19 protein-coding genes are annotated in these 21,811 nt (G+C 40.7%); 5 read left to right on the top strand and 14 right to left on the bottom strand.

What is annotated here, in order from left to right; all coding sequences use genetic code 11:
* Positions 1-5 precede the first annotated feature (5 nt).
* The 9 genes from HMPREF1212_RS10505 to HMPREF1212_RS10460 all read right to left on the bottom strand — a co-directional run bounded on the left by HMPREF1212_RS10505 (position 6) and on the right by HMPREF1212_RS10460 (position 9,940).
* Positions 6-1,049 (bottom strand): N-acetylneuraminate synthase family protein, encoded by a 1,044-nt coding sequence (locus HMPREF1212_RS10505; protein WP_046149327.1) that lies wholly within the window; start codon positions 1,047-1,049, stop codon positions 6-8.
* An 18-nt stretch (positions 1,050-1,067) separates the two neighbouring features.
* Positions 1,068-1,310, bottom strand: coding sequence for a DUF4248 domain-containing protein (locus tag HMPREF1212_RS10500; protein WP_046149326.1), 243 nt, complete (start codon positions 1,308-1,310; stop codon positions 1,068-1,070).
* A gap of 166 nt (positions 1,311-1,476) precedes the next feature.
* On the bottom strand, positions 1,477-2,247 hold the full coding sequence (locus HMPREF1212_RS10495) for a glycosyltransferase family 25 protein (protein ID WP_052724966.1): 771 nt from the start codon (positions 2,245-2,247) through the stop codon (positions 1,477-1,479).
* 5 nt (positions 2,248-2,252) lie between these two features.
* Positions 2,253-3,986, bottom strand: a complete 1,734-nt coding sequence (locus HMPREF1212_RS10490; RefSeq protein WP_046149325.1) for an ATP-binding cassette domain-containing protein — start codon at positions 3,984-3,986, stop codon at positions 2,253-2,255.
* A 3-nt stretch (positions 3,987-3,989) separates the two neighbouring features.
* Positions 3,990-5,180 (bottom strand): O-antigen ligase family protein, encoded by a 1,191-nt coding sequence (locus HMPREF1212_RS10485; RefSeq protein ID WP_028729224.1) that lies wholly within the window; start codon positions 5,178-5,180, stop codon positions 3,990-3,992.
* Positions 5,177-6,217 carry a glycosyltransferase family 4 protein gene (locus HMPREF1212_RS10480; RefSeq protein ID WP_028729223.1) on the bottom strand — a complete coding sequence of 347 codons (1,041 nt, stop codon included), beginning with the start codon at positions 6,215-6,217 and terminating at the stop codon, positions 5,177-5,179. The genes HMPREF1212_RS10485 and HMPREF1212_RS10480 overlap by 4 nt, the downstream gene beginning before the upstream one ends.
* A 50-nt stretch (positions 6,218-6,267) precedes the next feature.
* On the bottom strand, positions 6,268-7,410 hold the full coding sequence (locus HMPREF1212_RS10475; protein ID WP_046149324.1) for a glycosyltransferase family 4 protein: 1,143 nt from the start codon (positions 7,408-7,410) through the stop codon (positions 6,268-6,270).
* A gap of 631 nt (positions 7,411-8,041) precedes the next feature.
* Positions 8,042-9,001, bottom strand: coding sequence for a tyrosine-type recombinase/integrase (locus tag HMPREF1212_RS10465; RefSeq protein WP_046149322.1), 960 nt, complete (start codon positions 8,999-9,001; stop codon positions 8,042-8,044).
* Positions 9,002-9,142: 141 nt separating this feature from the next.
* Positions 9,143-9,940: a hypothetical protein gene (locus tag HMPREF1212_RS10460; RefSeq protein WP_046149321.1), complete on the bottom strand. Its 798-nt coding sequence runs from the start codon at positions 9,938-9,940 to the stop codon at positions 9,143-9,145.
* 79 nt (positions 9,941-10,019) lie between these two features.
* Between HMPREF1212_RS10460 and HMPREF1212_RS10455 the strand changes: the two genes are divergently transcribed.
* Genes HMPREF1212_RS10455 through HMPREF1212_RS10440 form a run of 4 tightly spaced genes read left to right on the top strand, consistent with a single transcriptional unit; the run spans position 10,020 to position 14,852 of the window.
* Entirely contained in the window at positions 10,020-10,970 is a 951-nt protein-coding gene (locus HMPREF1212_RS10455; RefSeq protein ID WP_255353074.1) for a DUF362 domain-containing protein, read from the top strand.
* Complete coding sequence (locus HMPREF1212_RS10450) at positions 10,971-12,578, top strand: 4Fe-4S binding protein (RefSeq protein WP_046149319.1); 1,608 nt, start codon at positions 10,971-10,973, stop codon at positions 12,576-12,578.
* A 35-nt stretch (positions 12,579-12,613) separates the two neighbouring features.
* Positions 12,614-13,744, top strand: a complete 1,131-nt coding sequence (gene tgt / locus HMPREF1212_RS10445; RefSeq protein WP_046149318.1) for a tRNA guanosine(34) transglycosylase Tgt — start codon at positions 12,614-12,616, stop codon at positions 13,742-13,744.
* A gap of 22 nt (positions 13,745-13,766) precedes the next feature.
* Positions 13,767-14,852 (top strand): LptF/LptG family permease, encoded by a 1,086-nt coding sequence (locus HMPREF1212_RS10440; RefSeq protein WP_028729216.1) that lies wholly within the window; start codon positions 13,767-13,769, stop codon positions 14,850-14,852.
* Positions 14,853-14,898: 46 nt separating this feature from the next.
* Here HMPREF1212_RS10440 and HMPREF1212_RS10435 read toward each other — a convergent pair whose 3' ends face one another.
* Both HMPREF1212_RS10435 and HMPREF1212_RS10430 read right to left on the bottom strand, forming a co-directional pair.
* Positions 14,899-16,521, bottom strand: coding sequence for an MAC/perforin domain-containing protein (locus HMPREF1212_RS10435; RefSeq protein WP_046149317.1), 1,623 nt, complete (start codon positions 16,519-16,521; stop codon positions 14,899-14,901).
* A gap of 282 nt (positions 16,522-16,803) precedes the next feature.
* Positions 16,804-18,300 carry a PCMD domain-containing protein gene (locus HMPREF1212_RS10430; protein ID WP_198293262.1) on the bottom strand — a complete coding sequence of 499 codons (1,497 nt, stop codon included), beginning with the start codon at positions 18,298-18,300 and terminating at the stop codon, positions 16,804-16,806.
* A gap of 470 nt (positions 18,301-18,770) precedes the next feature.
* Here HMPREF1212_RS10430 and HMPREF1212_RS10420 point away from each other — a divergent pair, with 470 nt between their 5' ends.
* The gene (locus HMPREF1212_RS10420; protein WP_046149315.1) at positions 18,771-19,592 is read left to right on the top strand and encodes a DUF6261 family protein; all 822 of its coding nucleotides are present in this window, start codon (positions 18,771-18,773) and stop codon (positions 19,590-19,592) included.
* A gap of 68 nt (positions 19,593-19,660) precedes the next feature.
* On the opposite strand, the gene HMPREF1212_RS10415 is transcribed toward HMPREF1212_RS10420, so the two are convergent.
* From HMPREF1212_RS10415 to HMPREF1212_RS10405, 3 genes are all read right to left on the bottom strand, one after another.
* Entirely contained in the window at positions 19,661-20,773 is a 1,113-nt protein-coding gene (locus tag HMPREF1212_RS10415) for a DUF4925 domain-containing protein (protein WP_046149314.1), read from the bottom strand.
* A 244-nt stretch (positions 20,774-21,017) separates the two neighbouring features.
* Entirely contained in the window at positions 21,018-21,209 is a 192-nt protein-coding gene (locus HMPREF1212_RS10410; RefSeq protein ID WP_028729213.1) for a CDGSH iron-sulfur domain-containing protein, read from the bottom strand.
* A gap of 68 nt (positions 21,210-21,277) precedes the next feature.
* Positions 21,278-21,802, bottom strand: a complete 525-nt coding sequence (locus HMPREF1212_RS10405; RefSeq protein WP_028729192.1) for a biotin/lipoyl-containing protein — start codon at positions 21,800-21,802, stop codon at positions 21,278-21,280.
* Positions 21,803-21,811: the final 9 nt, after the last annotated feature.

Raw genomic sequence — 21,811 nt, 5'->3', positions numbered from 1 at the left:
CTTTTTTATTTCTCAATCATATCATACAGTAGCTGTACATCTTCATCGATATCCACAGTTGCTCTCTTCCACAATATACTTTCATAGGAACCGGCCAGGATGCCATCCACACTGGGACGCTTCACCCAAAGGTTCTCCCGGGTAAAACACTCACCTTTTTTTACCGGACGGATCGTAACGACTGTTGCGTAAGCAAAATCGATCGTTACCTGTTCTTCCGGTAATGGTTCTTTATGTCCGCCACGCATCGAATGAATCAGCCGGCTTTGCTCTATCAGTTCGCGTGTTGCCTGTTCGTCCATCGAGCAACAGATATCCGGCCCACGACGATCCATCCGGTCGGTAAAATGACGCTCTACAATCGAGGCGCCCAGGGCCACGGCAGACAAACAAGCCAGGTTGCTTGTCGTATGGTCAGACAAGCCATATACATAACCGGGAAAAGCCTCCGCCATTTCCTGCATGGCTCCCAAACGAACCAGATTGGCCGGAGTCGGATAAAGATTCGTTGTATGCAAAAGAGCTACAGGTACATTATATTCTTTAAAAATATCTACCGCTTTACGAATACTGTCGATCGTATTCATGCCGGTAGACAATATCACCGGTTTACGGAACCGGGCAATATGCTCCAGTAAAGGATAATTATTGCATTCTCCCGAACCGATCTTGAACGCCGGTACATCCATCCGTTGCAAGCGATCGGCTGCCGCACGTGAAAAGGGGGTACTGATAAAGATCATGCCTTTCGACTGTACATATTTCTGCAGAACCGTTTCGTCTTCTTCCGAAAGTGCACAACGACTCATAATTTCATAGATAGAGACATCCGCATTGCCGGGCACCACTTGTTTTGCCACTCCACACATTTCATCCTCTACGATATGCGTTTGGTGTTTCAACACTTCCACGCCGGCACGTGCTGCTGCATCCACCATCTCAAATGCGGTCTGCAACGAGCTCTCATGATTGATACCCAGCTCGGCTACGACCAAAGGAGGATATACCGAACCGATAGGCCGACCACATAGAACTAATTCGTTTTTCATATATTAATTTTCTATTACCTAAGGCTCTCCCAGGAAACAGATGATCTGTTGCACCTGTAAGGGAGTAAACTTACGTTGCCCTTTGCGCCAATTGGCTTTTATAAGAGCGGCTGTCAACTGCGGATTATGATTGATCCAGCGTTTTAATGACTGAGCAGCCGATCCTGGCTGCAAATCCGGATTATACAATAAACCTAACTCTGTAAATCCGTAACTTTTGATGGGGAATTTTTCTTCTTCCGGATAATCGATTGTCTTCATAATGGTTGTTCCTTTATTGATTTATATGTTATAAATTTACTGAAAAGACTTCATATATACAAACTTTATCACAATTCATTTCATTGTTTTTCAATGAGTACACAATCATCTTTCATCTTATTGTTCAGTGCCGTTCATAACCGTTATTTTGTTCACCGGCACACTTTCATCTATCCTGCAAATGATTAATAACACCTATTTTCTTTAGAAATAAATAGACCAACTTTTCATAGGCCAGACGACACTCAATCCAGGAATGAGGTAATATTCTTTTTCTTCCCGGAATAGTTCTTTCCTCCTGAATTGACGTACTGAATTTATCCCATTGCTGAACGACAACCGAAGGAAACAAAGAATAAATATGAGCACCCCACTTACGAAACAAATGCCAATCATCTGCTACCCAAAAATAAGGAGGTTTCTTTTGTAAAAATAATCGGGCAGCACTTTTATTTAATAAATAAGCAGTTGTAAACAATGCACTATAAACAGCATACAAATCATATTTACCATAAAAAGAAGAGTTACTTCCAATAGATTCGAAATCTGCATGCAACAACAAAACAACCGGGTCAGAACTATTCATAAATTCCATTACAGATTTTATAAAAAACGCTGAAAAAACATCATCTTTGATGTAGGCATCATCTTCAAGGATCAATGCAAACTCATATTCAGATTCTAACAGAAGTTTATAACAATTCCTATGACTCAAAGTACAACCTATCTCACCGGGAAGTAGAGTCCGTCCATAATATTTACGAAATTTATTTTTATCGAACAGACGGTCTTTTTCATTATCAGACAATATTTTTCCATAAATAGCTTTTACCATTTCAACATCCAGACAAGGATATTTTACAGTTTCCGCCAAAATGTTTTTTCTCCGTTCATGTTCCTGCGGAAGATTTATGATATATGTTTTTATCTGCTCCATATTTTTCAGATAACTGATCCGTGTAAATTTGAAATATCTATAATTTTTCGACAGATATCTAACGATTCCGGACGATGAGATATGATCAATAAAGTCAAATCCGGACATTCTTCCGACAACTTGATTATAGATTCGTTAATACTATGTTCGGTGTTTTCATCCAATGAAGAAGTAGCTTCGTCAAACATAAGAATATCTACTTTTTTATACAGAGCACGTGCTATACCCAAACGTTGACGCTGGCCTCCCGACAATAGACTTCCTCCTTCTCCGACCGATGTGTGGATACCTTCAGGTAAAGTCCTCACAAAACGATCCAGCGATGCCAAACGTAAAACCCGATCTATCCGCTCCATATCCGGGTTATTATTGTCTAGTCCCATAACAATATTGTCTAGCAATGATCCTTCTATCATAAACAGTTGTTGTGATACATACCCGATCCTACTTCGCCATGCTGTCAACTTATCGGCAGACAAAGCGACTCCGTCTATATAAATACCTCCCGAATCCGGTTTCAGGAATCCCAGTATCAGATGAAATAAAGTAGACTTTCCACAACCGGATTCGCCCCGGAACCCAATAAAATCTCCTTTATTGATCACCAAAGAGTATTGATTGAATACTTGTTTTTCCTTACCATACGAGAAACTGAGATCGCGGATATCGATAGAATGCCGGAATTCAATCGGATTTTGCTCTGTTGTTCCGTTATAAGCCAGATCCGATTCAAGATCAGACAATACATTGAATGCAAATGTATTTCCTCTTATATTGAACAGATATCCGGTACTTCGTATAATACCCGGCAACACCCGGTAAACAGCAATGGCAAACACTCCGACAATCATTCCCAGAGTCGGGAACTCAAACAATTGCGTAGCTATGATCAAAACAACTAGAGAGCAGATAATTGCAACTTCTAAAACCTTCTGCAAGGAATTATTCAATAATAAATTACGTACCTGTATAAAGTTTTGCTCATTTAATAAACCGGAAAACCGCGCGATACTTTCCGAAAAAGTGTTACTCATTTCCATGTCCGTAAATCCGATAAAAGTCTGTTGCAGCAATTTCCCTTTTTGAGGTGCCAACAAATAAAGTTTTTCTCCATATAGTTTTATCCGAGAACGGGAATAGTGGTAATAAACTAACGTGATCGGGACAAACGTCAACACGACCAATAAAAATACATACACATTGAAAGTAATCAATCCAACCAGTATAGAAATTGTAACTAATATCTCACACGTTAGCTGCGTAAAAGGAACAAAATAGCCCTGAATCACGTTAGTTGCAACACTGTTAACCTGGTTAATTAATTTATGGCTGTTATTCTGTTTGATAAACAAATACCCTTTGGCATAATAGCACCGGTATAACCGGATGGATAAGTAGGAAGATATCGAAAATAACCGTTGATTCTGCCTATACTGCAACCAGGTCGATAAACCTACACGAAAGATTGAAAAAAGCAAAACCAACCCACAAACGAAGAATACAAAAGAACTGGAGTTTTCGAACCCAGCCCAATTATAGAATAAAGCCAAATAATGATTTTCCAGCAATGTCTTTTCGTTCAACACCAATAATAAAACAGGCAATAAAACACCTGTACCTAACAAATCCAAAACAGACATGAGAAAGACGGACATGCCAACGCCCCATAAACGCAATCTGTATGAATGCGGTAATAAGTTGTACAAACGCACTATCTCCAAAGGTATCAATCGTACCATATATCACTTATTATTATTTATATTTAATACCCTATTACATTCTGATAATAACAACCACGGAAAAAAACAAAAATAGGCGCCTCCCGCAGTTAAATGAGCTTCAAAGAAAAGATGAAAGAAAAACATAAATAACAACGCTCCTAAAAGATATCCGTTCATCCCGATCACTTCCTTTTTATAAGAAATATATATGAACCGAATATAAGGAATGAAAAAAGAGAGAAAACCGACTAATCCCATGGATGATAGAAAAAACAACCAGGCACTTCCTGGTTCGATCAGACCTGTCTTTGTATTCACAATACTCGATTTGGCGTACTCTGTATTTATAGTGGCAAATCCCACACCAAAAACAGGAAAAGCTTTAAATTCAATCAAACGATCATCCCAGGAGTTATCCCGCGTACTGGTTATACTACCACTCTTTACACTACTTTCCATTTTATCACGAAACCTTTTCGTTAGCGGCCACCAAATTGAAGATGTAACGGCTAATAATACAAGAATGGAAAAAAAAATCTGTAATAATGATATTACTCGATGACGATAAATACGGCTAAGTAAAAAAATTATCCCTAAAATGCTACTGACTATAGCCGACCGGGATCCTGCAAGTAACATAATTGCAAAAGAGATTAGAGCGATTCCTATTTCTTTATAACGGCTCGTTGCCTTATCAGATACATAAAACCGATATAAACTGTATATCAATGATATACCTCCTAATGGCCCCATTAACATAGAGTGATTGGTAATTCCTTCAAAACCACTGATACCATTGACCTTTTCCCAACCGATACACCAGGCCCCAAAAGATATAATAACGACCCAGCGAATAGACAATAACGTATATACAAATAGCAATCGTCTCCAAGCCAGTATTACAGGATTTATAACAAAAGGTCCTACTGTTAAAATGATAGCTAAATAAGCAAATACCCTATACCATATCTTATAATAAGCAGGTATATCATTTACCCATACAGATAAGAAGATGACAGACAAAAAAGGTAAAAAAGTATATAAGATCGTAGCACCGCTCCGTAAGACAAACCAGATAATAACGCCCAAAAAACTACTGTAATAAATAACATCCGGTATACTGGGCAAATAAGGAATGACCCTTGTAAGCGAAAGAAAAAGGATGTAGGGTAATGCCATACGGGCACAAAAATCAATAGAAACCCGAGTCATTTCAATAATTTTAAGATAATATCCACTACTTGGGACGGGGTTACTAAATCTGATAATTCCCTACTTTTTTTCCCCATTTGCAACCATTGAGATTCCGGCAAATGAATAAAATGTTCAATGACCCGACGAATAGAGTTTTTATTTCCAGGCTTGAACAAATAACCATTTTCTCCGTCTTTTACGAAACAACTGACAGCACCGCAACAATCGGAGGCCAGGATCGGTAAACTGCAGCAAGCAGCTTCGTGAATAACCAAAGCCCAGGGTTCAAAGATCGACGGCAAGATAAATGCACCGGATTGCAGGAATTCATGTAGTAAATCTTCCTGCGACATAAAATCCTTAATTTCAACATCTGGAAAATCTTCTTGTCTTACACATTCCGGCCCATTACCGATCAATGTTAATGTCCATCCTTTCCGATCCGGTATGGAACACCAGGCTTTCAATAAATAAGTCAGACCTTTCTGCTTTGAAAATCTCCCGATATACAATAAACGTCGCGGATATTTTTCTTTTCGGACTATCAAATCAGTCTTATGAAATAAATCGACATCAGCCGACAAATTATGCATCAGGATCTGTTCTGAACGGAAACCTAACTTACGGGCATAAACTACCTGCGGTTCGCCTGATACAAACAGATGGCTGAACCAACACCGATGACGGAAACGAGCAGTTAACACATTCCACCACTGTGCCCCACCTCTCCATTGGGTATCACTACCGGCTATAACCGGAATTTGCATATCGCGGCGGATATAACTGCAAACTTCATTATACCCCGAATCCATCCAACCAGCCGTCCAAACCAAATCCGGACCTATTTTTTTTACAAATGTATAGAGATGATCCGCACTCCAGAAAGAAGAACGGTTGTAGTAAGTTATCCCTTTTTCCATCGGGGGATAATAAGGTGTCAACTTATTATTATCCCATAAAACAACATGTACTCTGCATCCTTTTTCAACCAATGTTCTAAAAATGATTACATTGTAAGGCATTACTTCTGTATATAGGACTAGTATCGCATACATTTCCTTAATCTTATTTTGAATTTATTTTTTTAACTGCCGGTAAACCTACATTACTTCTGATGATGAACTGCCCATTCATTTAAAGATTTACTTAGTGCACCCCCCAATAATAAATCGATCACCAGAAGAAGATTTATATTACAGATATCCACCAACCAATAATTCAGGATCAATAAACCTATTGTAAAGATCAAAACCAATCCGGTAGCCTGAAGATGTGTCATGCCGGTAGCCAGGCATTTATGGTGCAGGTGATTCCGGTCGGCCAGAAATAACGGACGATGGTGCATCGCACGTACCAACATGACCCGAAGAGCATCAAACATCGGAATAAATAGTAAGGTAAAGGGGATGACCAGGTTCTTTACATCAGGATCTGTTTCTGAGATATATAGGGGAAACTTTATTATTAAAAAAGATAACAAAAACCCCAACGATAAAGAGCCGGCATCCCCCATAAATATCTTACGGTCTCTGTGCCCCCATATATTAAAGTAAAGGAAAGGAAGCAGACAACCGGCAGCTGAAAAAGCCAACATCGAATATAACCATAAATCTTTTTGAAAAAACATCCAACCGATTACAACAAATGAAAAAGTACTCCCTCCTGCAGCCAATCCATCTATACCGTCTATCAGATTAACCGCATTCGTTATAAATACAATCAACAAGATTGTCAGTGGAACGCCCACATACACTGGTAGTTCATACAAACCCAACAAACCGTATAAGTTATTCAGATAAAAACCTGATATAGGAAGCAGGGAAGCAACCAGAAACTGGGTAATAAACTTTTTACGGTAACGAACACCTATCAAGTCGTCCTCTATTCCCATCATAAATAAAAAAAGGCAACCTGCTGCTAAGAATAAAAATTCAAGAAGTATATTTCCTGTCAATTGTTCATTTAAAGGAAAACCTATCAGGTAGCGGTAGCCGACTACTAATGACATCGACAGGACAATAGAAGGGAAAAATGCAATACCTCCCAAGCGAGGGACTTTCTCTTTATGACTTTTCCGGCCATTGGGAACATCATACAACTGTTTACGTTTGGAAATCTTCATTATCTGTGGCAGAAAAACAAACGAGAAAATAAATGACAGAACCAGACAAAGAAATATGGAGAATTTACTTTTCAATGGCTCGCCGTAAATAATACCCATAATAGCTAATAATGAAGCTGTTAACATGTGTTTATTGTTTGAGGGTTGATATAACAAAGATCGTCAGTCCCATTCCTATGGGTGACATACTAGTGCTTTATATTTTGACCCTTATTTATAGAATAAGGGTCATTGGGTTTAAATCACTATATATCAATCGGATAAAACGAATAAGATCAAGCGCATATAAGAAAGGGAAGAGAATATTTCGGTTATTAATGCATATGAATAATATTCCAGAATGATCTATATCTGAAAAGTAAATGAGTAAAAATCCGGGAATATAGCTGATAGTGTTTATTTAGTAAAATAATATTACAAAGACCCCGCATCTTTAAATAAACGTCAATAAATTCATTTATGACTGTTTTGTGTTTCTGCTAAGTTCAGTTAATGAATTTACGGCAGCAGAGCTTGAATTTTATAATGGTTTCATTTATAGCATGTTTAGTATCACATTTTCGTGAAATACAGCTAGATTATTATAAATTTAGTCTTTTTTAATAGACAAAAATTCTTTTGGCTAAAGATTTATCCATTTAATTTTTTTACATTTGCAGCGTTTAAGATTTTCAAGCCATTTGGTAGTATAGGGTATAAATATTACATTATTTTTCTACTAAATTATTGGCAATGACCCTTATTCTATAATTAAGCGTCAAATTCTAAATTCGGATCCCGAAACCAACTTTTCCACAAAGCCAATGATTTTCAAATTAGCTCGTGAAATGATCGTTTGATCCAATTTCTTCAAGTAATAATTTGTAGTTTTTTCTGATGTATGTCCCAGTGCCTGTCCTATTGCTGAGGCTGAAAGAGCATGATTTTTAGCACACATTGCCCAGGAATGACGTGCCACATAAGACGTTAATTTAACCGGAGTAGAAAGCCTATCACCGATTGCCGACAGACGACGGTTATAAGTGCGTAATGCTACTTTATACTTTTCATACGAAGCAGATTCGTCTTCCAGAACCGGAAAAAGCAGTGTCGAATCCTCCCTTTTATACTTATCCAATAAATAACGCATACCTTGAGTGATCGTTACCCTGATTTCAGTCTTTGTCTTAATACGGTAATAGACTATTTCATTTCCCCGTATATTGGCTTGTGTCAGATGTGCCAAATCGATAAAAGCCATTCCACATGCCATAAAACTGAATAAAAAGAGATCACGGGCAAACGTCAGGCGATTATTACCCTTCAGATCCATACGGGTAATCTCTTTGATCACCTGTGTCCCTACGGAACGTTTATAGGTGGATACCGGCTTTATATGCAACTTGCGGAAGGGATGTTCCTCCGGCTTCACCAGGTTGTCGGCAACAGCAGCGTTATAGGCTGCACGAAAAGTACTGGTGTAGTTGCTGACTGAATTACGACTCAAGGATAAGGATTGCAGACGGGCAATGAAATCCTGAACCAACCGGGCATTCACCTTCTTTATACTCAGATTTTTTTTTTCCAGGAACATTGCCAGCTGATGGCGGGTTGCCTTATATAACCCAGCTGTCCCCTTCTTACCCGATTCATACTTAGCTCTTTCCAGATACTCCATATAACTCAACAGGTATCCGGGAGTTTTCTTTTTAGCTTTCTTCTTTTGTAATGTTTCCATAAATTTACATCGAACATTTATTTACACGACTAATTTGCCGCACGTTGATTAGCAAATATATCGAAACTTACGAAGAAAAAATAGTTTTCAATCCGGATTTAAATGTAAGAAAGACTATTTAATAGAAGTATTTTATACTTTTTATTCTATCATCCCATCCAGGTAACGTTCCGGTGGTAAGCCGAGACATTGCATAAAATCGGCAAGGGCACTCAAATTTAATTCATTGTCATCGCCACGGTCAAAGAGTGTCACCTTACGGATGGAAGCGAGAGGCAGCGACAAGGGAACCGTCGGTTCCAACCGTCCGTCGGCATACCGGTAATCAACATCGGAAGAGTTACGCAGGACGGCAAGCCGCCATTCCTTTTCTGCTGCTAAACGAGGTTCCTTCACTTCGAGACAGGCGTTACACATAAGGGAGAAGAAACGGGAGTCGGCTGTAAATCCGGTATGTTCTTCATCAAAGAAAAACTTATCATATTCGCGTTCCATCTGGTCGGTGAATGTCTGCGTAATTTGTTTTTCATCATATTTGCATCGAACCAGGAACATATTCTCAAGCAGGCAATGCTCGGCTAATGTCTCATAATCGAACGCCAGCTTTAAATAAGGTTCATGGATATGAGGCAACCACTCCGGAATATAGGCTTCATTCTCATAAAGGGATAACATGTAAATATCCATTTCAGGCCCGACCAGCTTCCATTTACCCTGCCGGAAAAAGTAAACACGCTGCTTGCTTTGGGAAAGAGGTATATGTTTTTGAGTTTCGTATATGCCGATCGCATTACGCAAAAGGGAAAGGCCATAATAAAAGTCGTGCCTGGGAATTGTGTAAAATAAATTACCAGCCGTTAAGGTTAGTTGCTGCTCTGAAGAGTGTCTGTCACACCCTTCTACGAAGCATTGCAGTGATATATAAGCATATAATTCCATACTATTAATATTTTTTGTATACAAAGATAGACTATAATTCAGAGAATTACTACCTTTGTTACATCTATAAACAATTCTAATAACCAATTACAACAAGATGAAACGTCGTGATTTCCTAAAGACCAGTGTAGTAGCTGGCGCTGCTCTATCCATAGACTTTACAGGGCTACAAGCTGCTTTATCCACAAATACAATGGCTGTTGAACAGGCACCGGAAATGGTCGCCGTAATGGGTGGCGAGCCCGAAGCCATGTTAGACAAAGCTTTAGAAACCCTGGGAGGAATTGGAAAATACATCAAGAAAGGGCAAAAAGTGGTTATCAAACCGAATATCGGATGGGATCGAACGCCTGAACTGGCAGGAAATACCAATCCGGGACTGATCAAAGCCCTGGTGAAGAAATGCCTGGAAGCCGGAGCTGAAAAAGTGACCGTCTTCGACCATACCTGCGACAACTGGCAGAAATGCTACGAAAGCAGTGGTATCGCCGCAGCGGTAAAGGAAGCCGGAGGTATCATCATGCCGGCCAACGACGAAAAGTATTTCAAGGAAGTAGCAATTCCCGGCGGTGTGAAAGTGAAATCAGCCAAGATACACGAAGCCCTGATCGAAGCGGATGCCTGGATCAATGTCCCCATCCTGAAGAACCACGGCGGAGCCAAACTGTCTTGCGCCATGAAGAATTATATGGGTATCGTATGGGATCGTCGTTTCTTCCACCAGAACGACCTGCAACAATGCATTGCCGACATCTGTACCTGGCAGAAGAAACCGGTGCTGAACATCGTGGATGCGTATCGTATGATGCACCAGAACGGGCCGCAGGGTAAAAGTGCTGCCGACGTTGCCACATTGAAATCGATGATAGTTTCCCCGAATATCGTCGCCATCGACACGGCTGCCCTGGCTTTATTCAACCAGGTGAAGAAGCTGGATATGGAAGCTGTAAGCCATATCGGTAAAGGTGAAGAGCTCAAACTGGGATCAACGGATTTGAAAAAGATCAATATCAAACGTATTAAAATATAAATGAAGCGATTTAATTATTTAAAAGGACTGCGGGTACTTCTCGCAGCCCTGTTTTTTATACCTATACTTCTTTTCTTTCTGGACTTCACGAACAAGATGCCGGTCGATATACACAGGCTGTTGCATATACAATTGATACCGGCCATTCTGGGTGGAATGTTCGGTATTGTTGCCGTACTGCTCGTGCTGACCTTATTGTTCGGGCGCATATATTGCTCGGTGATCTGTCCGGCAGGAGTCTTGCAGGATATCATCAACCGCCTGTTCTGTATCGGGAAAAAGAAGAAAAAAGGGATACGGCGCTTTAAGTATCACAAAGCGGCGAACTGGTTACGATATGTGTTGCTGGCTGCCACCGGGATAACTGCAGTATTGGGATTTTCCGGTTTATGTTTGCTGTTAGACCCGTACAGTAACTTCGGACGAATTGCGACAAACCTGTTCCGTCCGGCTGTTATGTGGGGCAATAATGTGCTGGCCGATTGGCTGATGAAGATGGACAACTATTCACTGTTTCATGTGACGATCAGCACCGTCAGTATAGCCGGATTGGTGTCTGCCGTTATTGCGCTAGTGGTTTTTATAGTGATGGTCGTTTTCCGCGGACGATTGTTTTGTAATACGCTTTGTCCGGTCGGGGCATTGCTCAGTCTCGTATCACGTTATTCATTCTTCCGTATATCTTTCGATAAAGATGCTTGTACGCATTGCGGAAACTGCGAACATACCTGTAAGGCGGAAGCGATCGATGCCGAAAAACTGACGGTCGATACTTCGCGTTGTGTGGATTGCTTCAACTGTATTTCGTCTTGCAAGAAGGGCGGATTGCAGTATCGTTTCAAACCGGGATTCCGCAAAGAGGAAAAACCGGCTAAAGAAAAAATGATGATGGCCACGGAACAAGAACCGGCCGTAAATAGCCGCCGTACTTTTCTGGCTACCGGAGCAACTGTTGCCGCCACCGTGCCGATCGTTTCGGCTATCGCTGAAGGAGTCGGCCATTGTGACGGAGAAGGGAAAGGACATCAGCATGGGAAGAAAAACCGTAAGAAATGGCCACCCATCACTCCCCCGGGATCACTCAACCTGGAACGATTCAAAGATAAATGTACCGGATGCCATATCTGCGTCGTGAAATGTCCGAGCCAGGTATTGCGTCCTGCGGGGTTGGAATATGGTTTCGATTATCTGTTGAAGCCGCGTATGGCTTATATCAGCAGTTATTGTAATTACGAATGTACCATCTGCTCGGAAGTTTGTCCGGCGCATGCTCTCCAGCCGATCTCGGTAGAAGAAAAGAAATCGTTGCAGGTAGGTATCGCCACTTTCTTTATCAACCGTTGCATCGTGAAGACGGAAGGAACCGATTGCGGTGCCTGCTCCGAACATTGTCCGACACAGGCGGTACACATGGTGCCGTACGAAGGAACACTGACCATTCCGCAGGTAAATCCCGATCTATGTGTAGGTTGCGGCGGATGCGAGTCTATCTGTCCGGTACGTCCGATGCGTGCCATTATCGTGAAGGCGAATACGGTTCACCAGCACATTGTTTTACCGGAGGAAGAGGAAGTTAAAAACGTAGAAGTAGATGACTTCGGATTCTAACGGAAAAATACTACCTTTGCTGCAAATTTTGCAGAATGAAATTCGAATTACAACACAACGATACTAAAACAAATGCAAGGGCGGGCTTAATTACTACCGATCACGGGGTAATTGAGACGCCCATTTTTATGCCTGTCGGAACACAAGGCACAGTGAAAGGCGTCCACATGACCGAGTTGAAAGAGGATATCAAGGCCCAGATCATCCTGGGTAACACCTATCATCTTTATCTCCGTCCGGGGCTTGAAATACTTGAAAAGGCAGGCGGACTGCATAAGTTCAATACCTGGGATCGCCCCATCCTGACCGACAGCGGAGGTTTCCAGGTTTTCTCACTATCCGACAATCGCAAGCTGCATGAGGAAGGTGCCGAATTCCGTTCGCATATCGACGGTTCGAAGCATCTTTTCACTCCTGAGAAAGTAATGGATATCCAGCGCATCATCGGAGCCGATATTATCATGGCATTCGACGAATGTTGCCCGGGGGATGCCGACTACGACTATGCCAAGAAGTCGCTGGGACTGACGGAGCGTTGGCTTGATCGTTGTTTCGCCCGTTTCAATTCGACCGATCCGAAATATGGCTATCAGCAATGCCTCTTCCCGATCGTTCAGGGTTGTGTGTACCCGGATCTGCGCCGTCGTGCGGCAGAGAACATTGCAGAGAAGGGAGCGGACGGTAATGCTATCGGCGGACTGGCAGTAGGCGAGCCGACCGAAAAAATGTACGAAATGATCGAGGTGGTAAACGATATATTGCCGAAAGACAAGCCCCGTTACCTGATGGGGGTCGGAACGCCGATCAACCTGCTGGAAGCCATCGAGCGCGGTGTGGATATGTTCGACTGTATCATGCCGACCCGCAACGGGCGCAACGGACAGATCTTTACCCAATACGGCACGATCAACCTGCGCAACAAGAAATGGGAAGACGACTTCTCTCCCATCGACCCTGCCGCCAACTCATACGTGGATACGCTTTACAGCAAAGCATACCTGCATCACCTGATCAAAGCAAACGAGATGCTGGGCCTGCAGATCGCTTCCGTCCATAACCTGGCTTTTTATCTGTGGTTGGTAAAGGAAGCCCGCAAGCATATCATTGCCGGCGACTTTGCGACATGGAAGGGCATGATGGTCGGGCAACTTGGCAACAGACTTTAAAAGTTGACTAAAAAAACATTTCATGAAATTCAAATTAAAACGGGTAGACTGGTATATCATCAAGCAATTTCTCGGAACGTATGTTTTCGCGATCATCCTGATTATCTCTATCTCGGTTGTTTTCGACATAAACGAAAAGATCGATAAGTTCCTGAAGCCGGATGTGCCTTTGCAGGCAATCATCCTGGACTATTACATGAACTTTATTCCGTATTTTGCCAACTTGTTCAGTCCGCTGTTCACGTTCATTGCGGTTATTTTCTTTACCTCCAAGCTGGCTGACAACTCGGAGATCATTGCGATGCTTGCCAGCGGAATGAGTTTCCGGCGGTTGATGTTGCCGTATGCTATTTCGGCGGGGATCATTGCGATTGCCAGTTTCATATTGAGTGCGTACATTATTCCTCCGGCCAATATTACCCGTATCGACTTCCAGAATAAGTATATCCGAAACAAGAAGGTGGAGTCTGCACGTAATATCCAGATCGAAGTGGAGCCGGGTGTGATCGCTTATTTCAACCGTTACGATTCGCGTCCGAACATGGGCTACCGTTTCTCCCTGGAACATTTCGAAGGTAAGAAGTTGGTATCCAGACTGACTGCTAATTCCATCAAATACGACTCGCTGTATCAATGGACGGTTATCGACTACATGATCCGTGATTTCGACGGACTGCGCGAACATATATCGGAAGGTTCCCGTAAAGATACGACGCTGACGATTATCCCCTCCGACTTCCTTATCTCCGCCACCGACTGCGAGACGATGACTTCGCCGGAGCTGGCTACCTATATCGAACGTCAGAAAACGCGTGGTATAGGTAATATCCAGACTTTCCAGATCGAATATCACAAACGTTTTGCGTCGATCATGGCAGCGTTTATCCTTACTTCTATCGGAGCGTCGCTATCGTCACGTAAGATCAAGGGAGGGATGGGATTGAATATCGGTATCGGCCTGGGACTGAGTTTCTCATACATTTTATTTACGACCGTAACATCGACCTTCGCCATCAACGGCTACGTAAGCCCGATGGTGGCCGCCTGGATCCCGAATATTCTTTATACGTTTATCGCGATTTATTTGTATAGGAAGGCGCCGAGGTAAAAGAAACTGAACTAATAATTATTAGTTCAGTTTCTTTTTTAGGGAATTAAAGAGCAACTATAAAATACTCAAATAATTCTTCTCGACTTATCTGTACTGAAGGAAGAGAATCTACAAATTTTCTTATGCAATAAGTATTAAGTAAATAATCAGCAGATATTGACAATGCATATTTATTTTTTGGGTTTTCATTATAATATGGATTAGAACCTTCATACAATAAATATGTCATATTATTTTTAGCATCTACATATTTTTTCATTTTATTCTCTACAAAACCATACGAATATGAGGTATACATAGATATATCACCACTCTCATTTGGAAAAAGTTTGATTTTTATTCCACTAAATATTTTAGCTTTTTCTTCTTTAATTCTATTTATGGTAGCAGCTATTTCTTCAGAAGAATAGCACTCTGGATATTTATCAATAAGTGTTACAGCATCACCATATCGAGTAATAAGAACTGGTATTATAGCAGCTATTTCACTAGTACCATATGGGATTATACAAATAAATGGTTCTTTAAATGATTCATTAACATTTATCCCTTCTCCATAAATTTTATTAAACCGATTTTTTAAATTTTTTTCCATAATAAAAGCCGATAATGGAACTAATCCTTCTTCTCCAATATCAATAATACTATGAGTACTTTTATCATTTAACGACGTAAGCCACTTACTTAAGTCAATACTGATATCGTTTAGACTTTTGGGAACTGTAAAATTAGAGAAACCAAGCATTCCCCCTTTTGTTTTAACAGATGTTTCCATAGAAGTTACTTTATTTGAACTCGATGTTCCATTTGAAAACCCTTTTCCTATTCCCAATTCACCAGAAACTTTCGAACTATCTTCACCTATTTTAAATCCATAAGAGGCATTTATATCAGTATTCATATTTCGTTCCTTGGTTTCTACAGATTCATTGCTATTATATAAACCGGTATATAAACCGGTACACCGTCCTCCTGTAATAAAGTCAGTCAAAACAAATCCTCCATAATTATTAAATAGTTCGCTTGGAGTTAGATTATATAGATCCGAACGAAATTCTGTGGTTAAATAATCTTTAGCAAGTATATTGTAGATATTTGAATTTGTTTGTAACGAGTAATGTGAATCTTTTATCTCCACATTCAATTCACCAAAGATTCTGTTTTTTTCTTGAACTAATGAAGATGTAAATATTTCCTCTACAGACCTTTTAGCGCCTATAGAAAATAATCCTAGACTAAAAGAAAAACCTGTTTTTATTTTTTTTGATGTTCGAGAATTTGACACATATCTGTCAAATCCGGTATATGAAAAGCTTGTAGCCTCTCCCTTTCCGATCCTTATATTCGAGACATAGTTTGAATGATCTTTAGATAGTCTCTTAATGTCAACAACAGGATAATGTATATTCTCTCCATCACCTATAGGAAGAACTTTATCTTTATAGGATCTACCTAAGTATTCATCAAATGGAATTGTTGCCTTTAGTTGAGAAGTTTTATTACTAGGTCCCTCTGACAAAACAAGAGGGATATTAGGGTCTCGCTCTTGAAGTATTATTTCTTGGAACTCTTTACTATTATTCATATTTTGAGATTCATTCTCATTATTACATGAAAAGAAACAAAATATTAATAGAGTGATTGCAGATAAATAGGTCTTAATCATAACATTAATTTTTTTGTTAGTTTGTGATATTTAGGACTTGTACTTCATCCTAAACTAATTGGATCGAATCGATTCACAAAACTAACTGATTAAATCATATTAATACCATTTATAAAGTGACAAAAAAGTGACAAGTTCTACCACGCTGATACACATAACATTGCTCATCTATTAATCAAACCAATATATAATCATAAAACAACACATAACAAAAAATCAGTAATGTTTTTTTGTTAATTCCCATTACTGATTTTTTCAATGAGTCAAATAAGTCCTAATATACTATTCAACTATAACCTCAATATCATCCACAATCAACGTACTACCCGGAGCACCGTTGAAGTTATCACCGTCACTACTGGATGAGCACATGATAGCAAAACGATATTTCTTAGCAGCATCATATTCCTGAACATAAGTGAACGGAATTTCAAATGAAGTCCAGTTCGCTTTGGCCGTTCCGTCAGGGAGACTAGCTATTGCAACGATTTTATCTGATGTCTTCACATTCATTCCTGTCAGATATTCAGAGTCATCCTCGAAACTATTTACTTCATATAGAACAGCGTTGATAGCGCACTGGTCAACACTACCCGGATCTACAACAGCTTTGTCACAAGTAGCAGGAGATTCGCAACGATAGAACTCTTCGCCTGGAGTATATTTATAAAAACCTTTGAGTGTAACAGGCTTCTTACTATACGGAATACCAAACTTCGTACTGTTTAAAGTGTTTTTAGGATCTGTTATAAACTTACCCTGGAATAAAGTTCCTGTCGTAACGGTAGGGACAAGCATTCCAAAGAAATTTGCCCCCTTTGAATAAACAGTCTCAATACGAGCTGCCGACTTTCCACTGTGAGCATCATCTGTTTCAGTAACAACATAACGATCTGTAAAAGACATTGCTTTCAGCAACTGTGCACCAGTATTACTGGAAGACCATCCTCCGGCTACTTCATAGAATGTCATTTCCGGTTTTTGTCCTTCCACACCGGGAACCCATGTTTCAAAGTCATATGTTCCACTCAGTTCAGCAGTCACAGTATATTTAGTAGCAACAATTCCATCTTCAGATGTCACAGTATAAACCACTGGTTTTGTAAAATCCTGTGCAACACCACTGGCAGGAGTAATTGTAGCTTTGTCGGAAACTGTGATTGTCGGAACCAGCACTGCCAATTCTTCATTTGTGATTGTATCTGCTACAACAAATGAAATATTCGTACCATCAATAACCGGCTGAGTTACCACCAGGTCAGAATCGAACGTAAACGCCGTAATCTTCGCTTCCGAGCTCTGGTCTGCCGCCAGCTTCGTACCGCTGAAATCCACCTTTACAGTGATAGCTGCGCCCGACTGGGTGGCTTTTACATCGATCACCATTTCAAGCTTGTCGCTAACGATAGTACCGTTCATTACGACATCGCATTCGCCTACAATAGGTAAAGTCAGTTTCTGCCCGCCATCAAACTTACAAGCGTTTTCGCCCTGCATTTCTGCATTGCATTTATCGACAGAAATGTCGCCCAGAGCCATAGTACCGAAGCTAAAGTTCTTCAGTTCCATCTTGATCGCATTTTCACCGACTTTGGTTACATACACTTTCTGAGGGAGATTTTCACCGACTTTGGTTCCGTCCAAATCTACATCCAGAGTACCTTTATATACTCCATCAAATCCGGTTCCGATAGGTTCCACCTTATCGTCATCACTACAAGCCACGAATAGGCTGAGCATGCACAGCATGCTGAATACATACAGTAATTTTGTCTTCATAAATTTGTTAGTAAACTAATACCTTTTTAATTTGTAATAAAAAATTTTCAAAAACACATGGCGAAGGTAAGGATTATTTTCGAGAAAGCATTTTTATTTGTTTTTGGTTGTTTTCTGGTTTTATTTGCCTACTTTTAGAGCTTCCGACGAGTGGAAAACATGAAAAACATCTTTTGGCGGTTTCCCGCTCGTTTGAAACGGCAAAAAAATCTCCGCAGCGGTTTTCTGCATGAAGAAAATGGCAAAAAACGTATTTTCAAGCTTTCCGACTGTCGGAAACGAAAAAAAACGTCTTTTTTATACTTTCCGGCTTTCGGAAAACGTTTTTTTGTCTTTTTTGATAATTTCTGCGGAAAGTAAGATACTGCGGATATTTTCGAAGCTTTCCGACAGTCGGAAAACATTGGAAATTATCCGGGAGATCTTTTTTTAATAAGTTTTTTTTAAGTTCATCCATAAATAATGTTAGTATGAAAAAAATTCCTGAAATTCTGTACCTGAAAAGCGCCCGTAACGCCGAGCACTACAATTTACAAGAGGCCTTATTAAAAGCTGTTTCTACCAGTTTTGCAACAGAGTATAAACTAACCGAATTGCGCGACAGCTATGCGTCACTATTTGAAAAAGAAGATTCTATCTATTTGCAAAACAAAGCATTTGCCGACACGAAAGAACTGTCTGATAAAGATGCCGTACGAGACCGGCTTTTCCGCCTGGTCAAACTTACTATCCAAAGCAAACAACTGAGTCTGATACCGGCTGAAGTTGCGGCCGGCGACAAGCTTGCTTTCGCTATGAAGCCTTATAGCACAGCTGCTTCAAAGCCCGATGCAGAAAATACGGCAATGGTGTCGGATTTTGTGAAGAAATTGCAGTCGGACGAATATTCTTCTTATGTACAAACTTTGGGATTGACCGAAGTCGTAGCTTCACTGAAAACGGCCAACGACGAATTTGCAGAACTTTATTCACGCCGTGCCGACGAAAAACGTGTACGTACGGTGACTGAAACCCTCTTACAGGTCCGTCCACAGGTGGACGACGCTGCCCGTAAGTTGTTTGAGGCAATCAATGCCATTTATATGGTAAGCGAAGTGATTGAAAAGGATGCTGCAAAAATGGCTGCGATCGGTGCTGTGATCGATGCTATCAATGCGGAGATTGTACAATTCTCAGAAACGTTGTCGCGTCGCGGAATCGGTTCGAAAGCAAAAGTAGATCCCGATGATAAACCTCTTATTCCACCCGAAGAAGGGGGCGGCGGCGAGGATGATCGACCGGTAATCGAATAAACGGGAACAGAAAAAAGGCCTTATATGCTTCGTGCACATAAGGCCTTTTTATTTATCCGATTATAGGATTATTTCTTTGTCAAAATCAATGTTGCACTTACATTTTCTGTCTTTTCCAGAATAGCGGGCAACTGAGACATGATTGGCAGATATTCTGCAGGCAACACACCTGCAATCATTCCTGCAATAGATTCATCGGTCAACAGTGGTAAAATTTTACCCAACACATCATATCCGAGAGTAACCTGCGCCGTTCCATTAGCAACGGTATAACTCAAAGGAACACCTTCTGACAAATAAGACATAAGCGGTTGTATAAGTGCAATAATCGCTGAAATATCCATGTCGGCTTTCGACTTGTTCTTGTTTGCCTGTACGGTCGCCATGATCTGATCGATGTTCAACTGTACATATAATTTACTGTCTTTGATGTAATATTGTGCCAGGTTAAGTGGAGAAGTACTCCAGTTGCTATCGCCTTTTTTCTTATAGCTGGCAACAATGTTACCATCAGCGCCGTAGCTGATACTTTCAATTACACCTTGCAACTTCGGAGCTAATACAATGCTTCCAAGCATAGGCATAACAACAGATACGGGAAGCGGAGTTGTTATTCCGGGGATACCCATAGAACTCAAATCGATCATCGCATCACCGGCTGTCCAGACGAGATTCAGCGGCTGAGTTGCCAGCCCCCAGTTTCCCACCAGTTCATTAGTCGGCAGAGTTGCCTTTACCGACATTGTCAGTTTGTCTTTCTGAACTGCACCGGAATAAGTGGCTTTTACGCCGGATGTTCCGGTATATTCGCCTTCGAAAGTATATGTTTCACCAGAAAGTATCAAAGGCACATTAGATATCGTTGTCGTTATTTCACCTGGAATAACGCCCGGAGCCATAGCTGGGGTTGCCGCTGTAGACTTCATAAGTTGTCCCAAAAGTTCTCCTAAACTAGAATTACCTTTCATCGTAATAGTAGCCGTCTTGCCATCCTTTGTATCAAAAGCAACTTCTTTACCTAAAAGCTGAACATCGCTATACTTTAAATCCAATTTATCACCACTATAAGCAGTGTTCACGTCCAAGACAGTCGGATCCTTTGGATCATCGTCGTCACTACAAGCCGTGAAAAAGCTCAACGTACATAACACGGTAAACAAATACAAAAAATTCTTCTTCATAATTCTCTTTTTTAATAAACAAAATCTCTATAATTAAGATTAATACTATACAAATTAACGTCGCGAATATAGTTATTATTTCATTACGCAAGCAAAAAATTCAAAGGCTTAACAATTGATGAACCAATTCTCTATAAATATTGACCAATATTATGGCAATAGAACAACCTCCAAACATAACCAGAGGTAGACGTAATGTAATTTACGCCTACCTCTCAATCGGTTCAGACATCATTTAAACCTGCTACAATTTCATGTGTGACCCATCGCAGAACGGCTGGTTCTTTGAATGGCCGCAACGACAAAGCGCCGTCTTTTCCATGATCATTTCTTTTCCTTCGGGGGTAATCAGTTTTACCGGGCCTTTTACTAACAGAGGGCCTTTTGCTACTGCCTTTAATTCTGCCAAAGGCTGTTCGTTTGTTCTATTTTCCATAACACTATTGGTTTATATATGTAAGCTTTATATAATAACAATACCTGTTTAGTATTTGTTGAATAAAATCACTCAACGACCATCATCTTGTCGTTTACGGAAACTTTATCGCCATCCGTGATAAACACTTCTTTCACCACACCATCGATCGGGCTGCGGATCTCATTCTCCATCTTCATGGCTACCAGGACACAAAGCGGCGTACCGGCTTTCACTTCGTCGCCTGCTTTCACGTTCACTTTCAGGATCACGCCCGGCATCTGTGCCGTGATAACCTGACGGCCTACTGCTACAGACTGGATACGCGACAAACGCATCTTCTTCAGTTCGTCGATTACCTGCACCTGGAAATAATCGCCTTTGTTCTTGACCTCATACACGTCGTCTGAGATATTGGATATCTGGACACCGTGCGATTTATGATTAAGAATGATGGAATAGATACTATCCCCTCCCACATTATAATCGACATTGTATATCTTACCGTTCACGGAGACTTTCTTTACCGGGCCGTCTTCGAGTATTTCCACCTTGAATTCAGTGTCCGGCATATCGTTTACTGTTGCAAAATAGGTTGCTAATGCTTTTGACATAATCAGATC

It is taken from the genome of Parabacteroides sp. HGS0025, from assembly GCF_000969845.1.
In the GTDB taxonomy this organism is placed as follows: Bacteria; Bacteroidota; Bacteroidia; order Bacteroidales; family Tannerellaceae; genus Parabacteroides; species Parabacteroides gordonii.
Note: the sequence above shows the minus strand (reverse complement) of the source record. Positions and strands in the feature narration are given on the sequence as shown.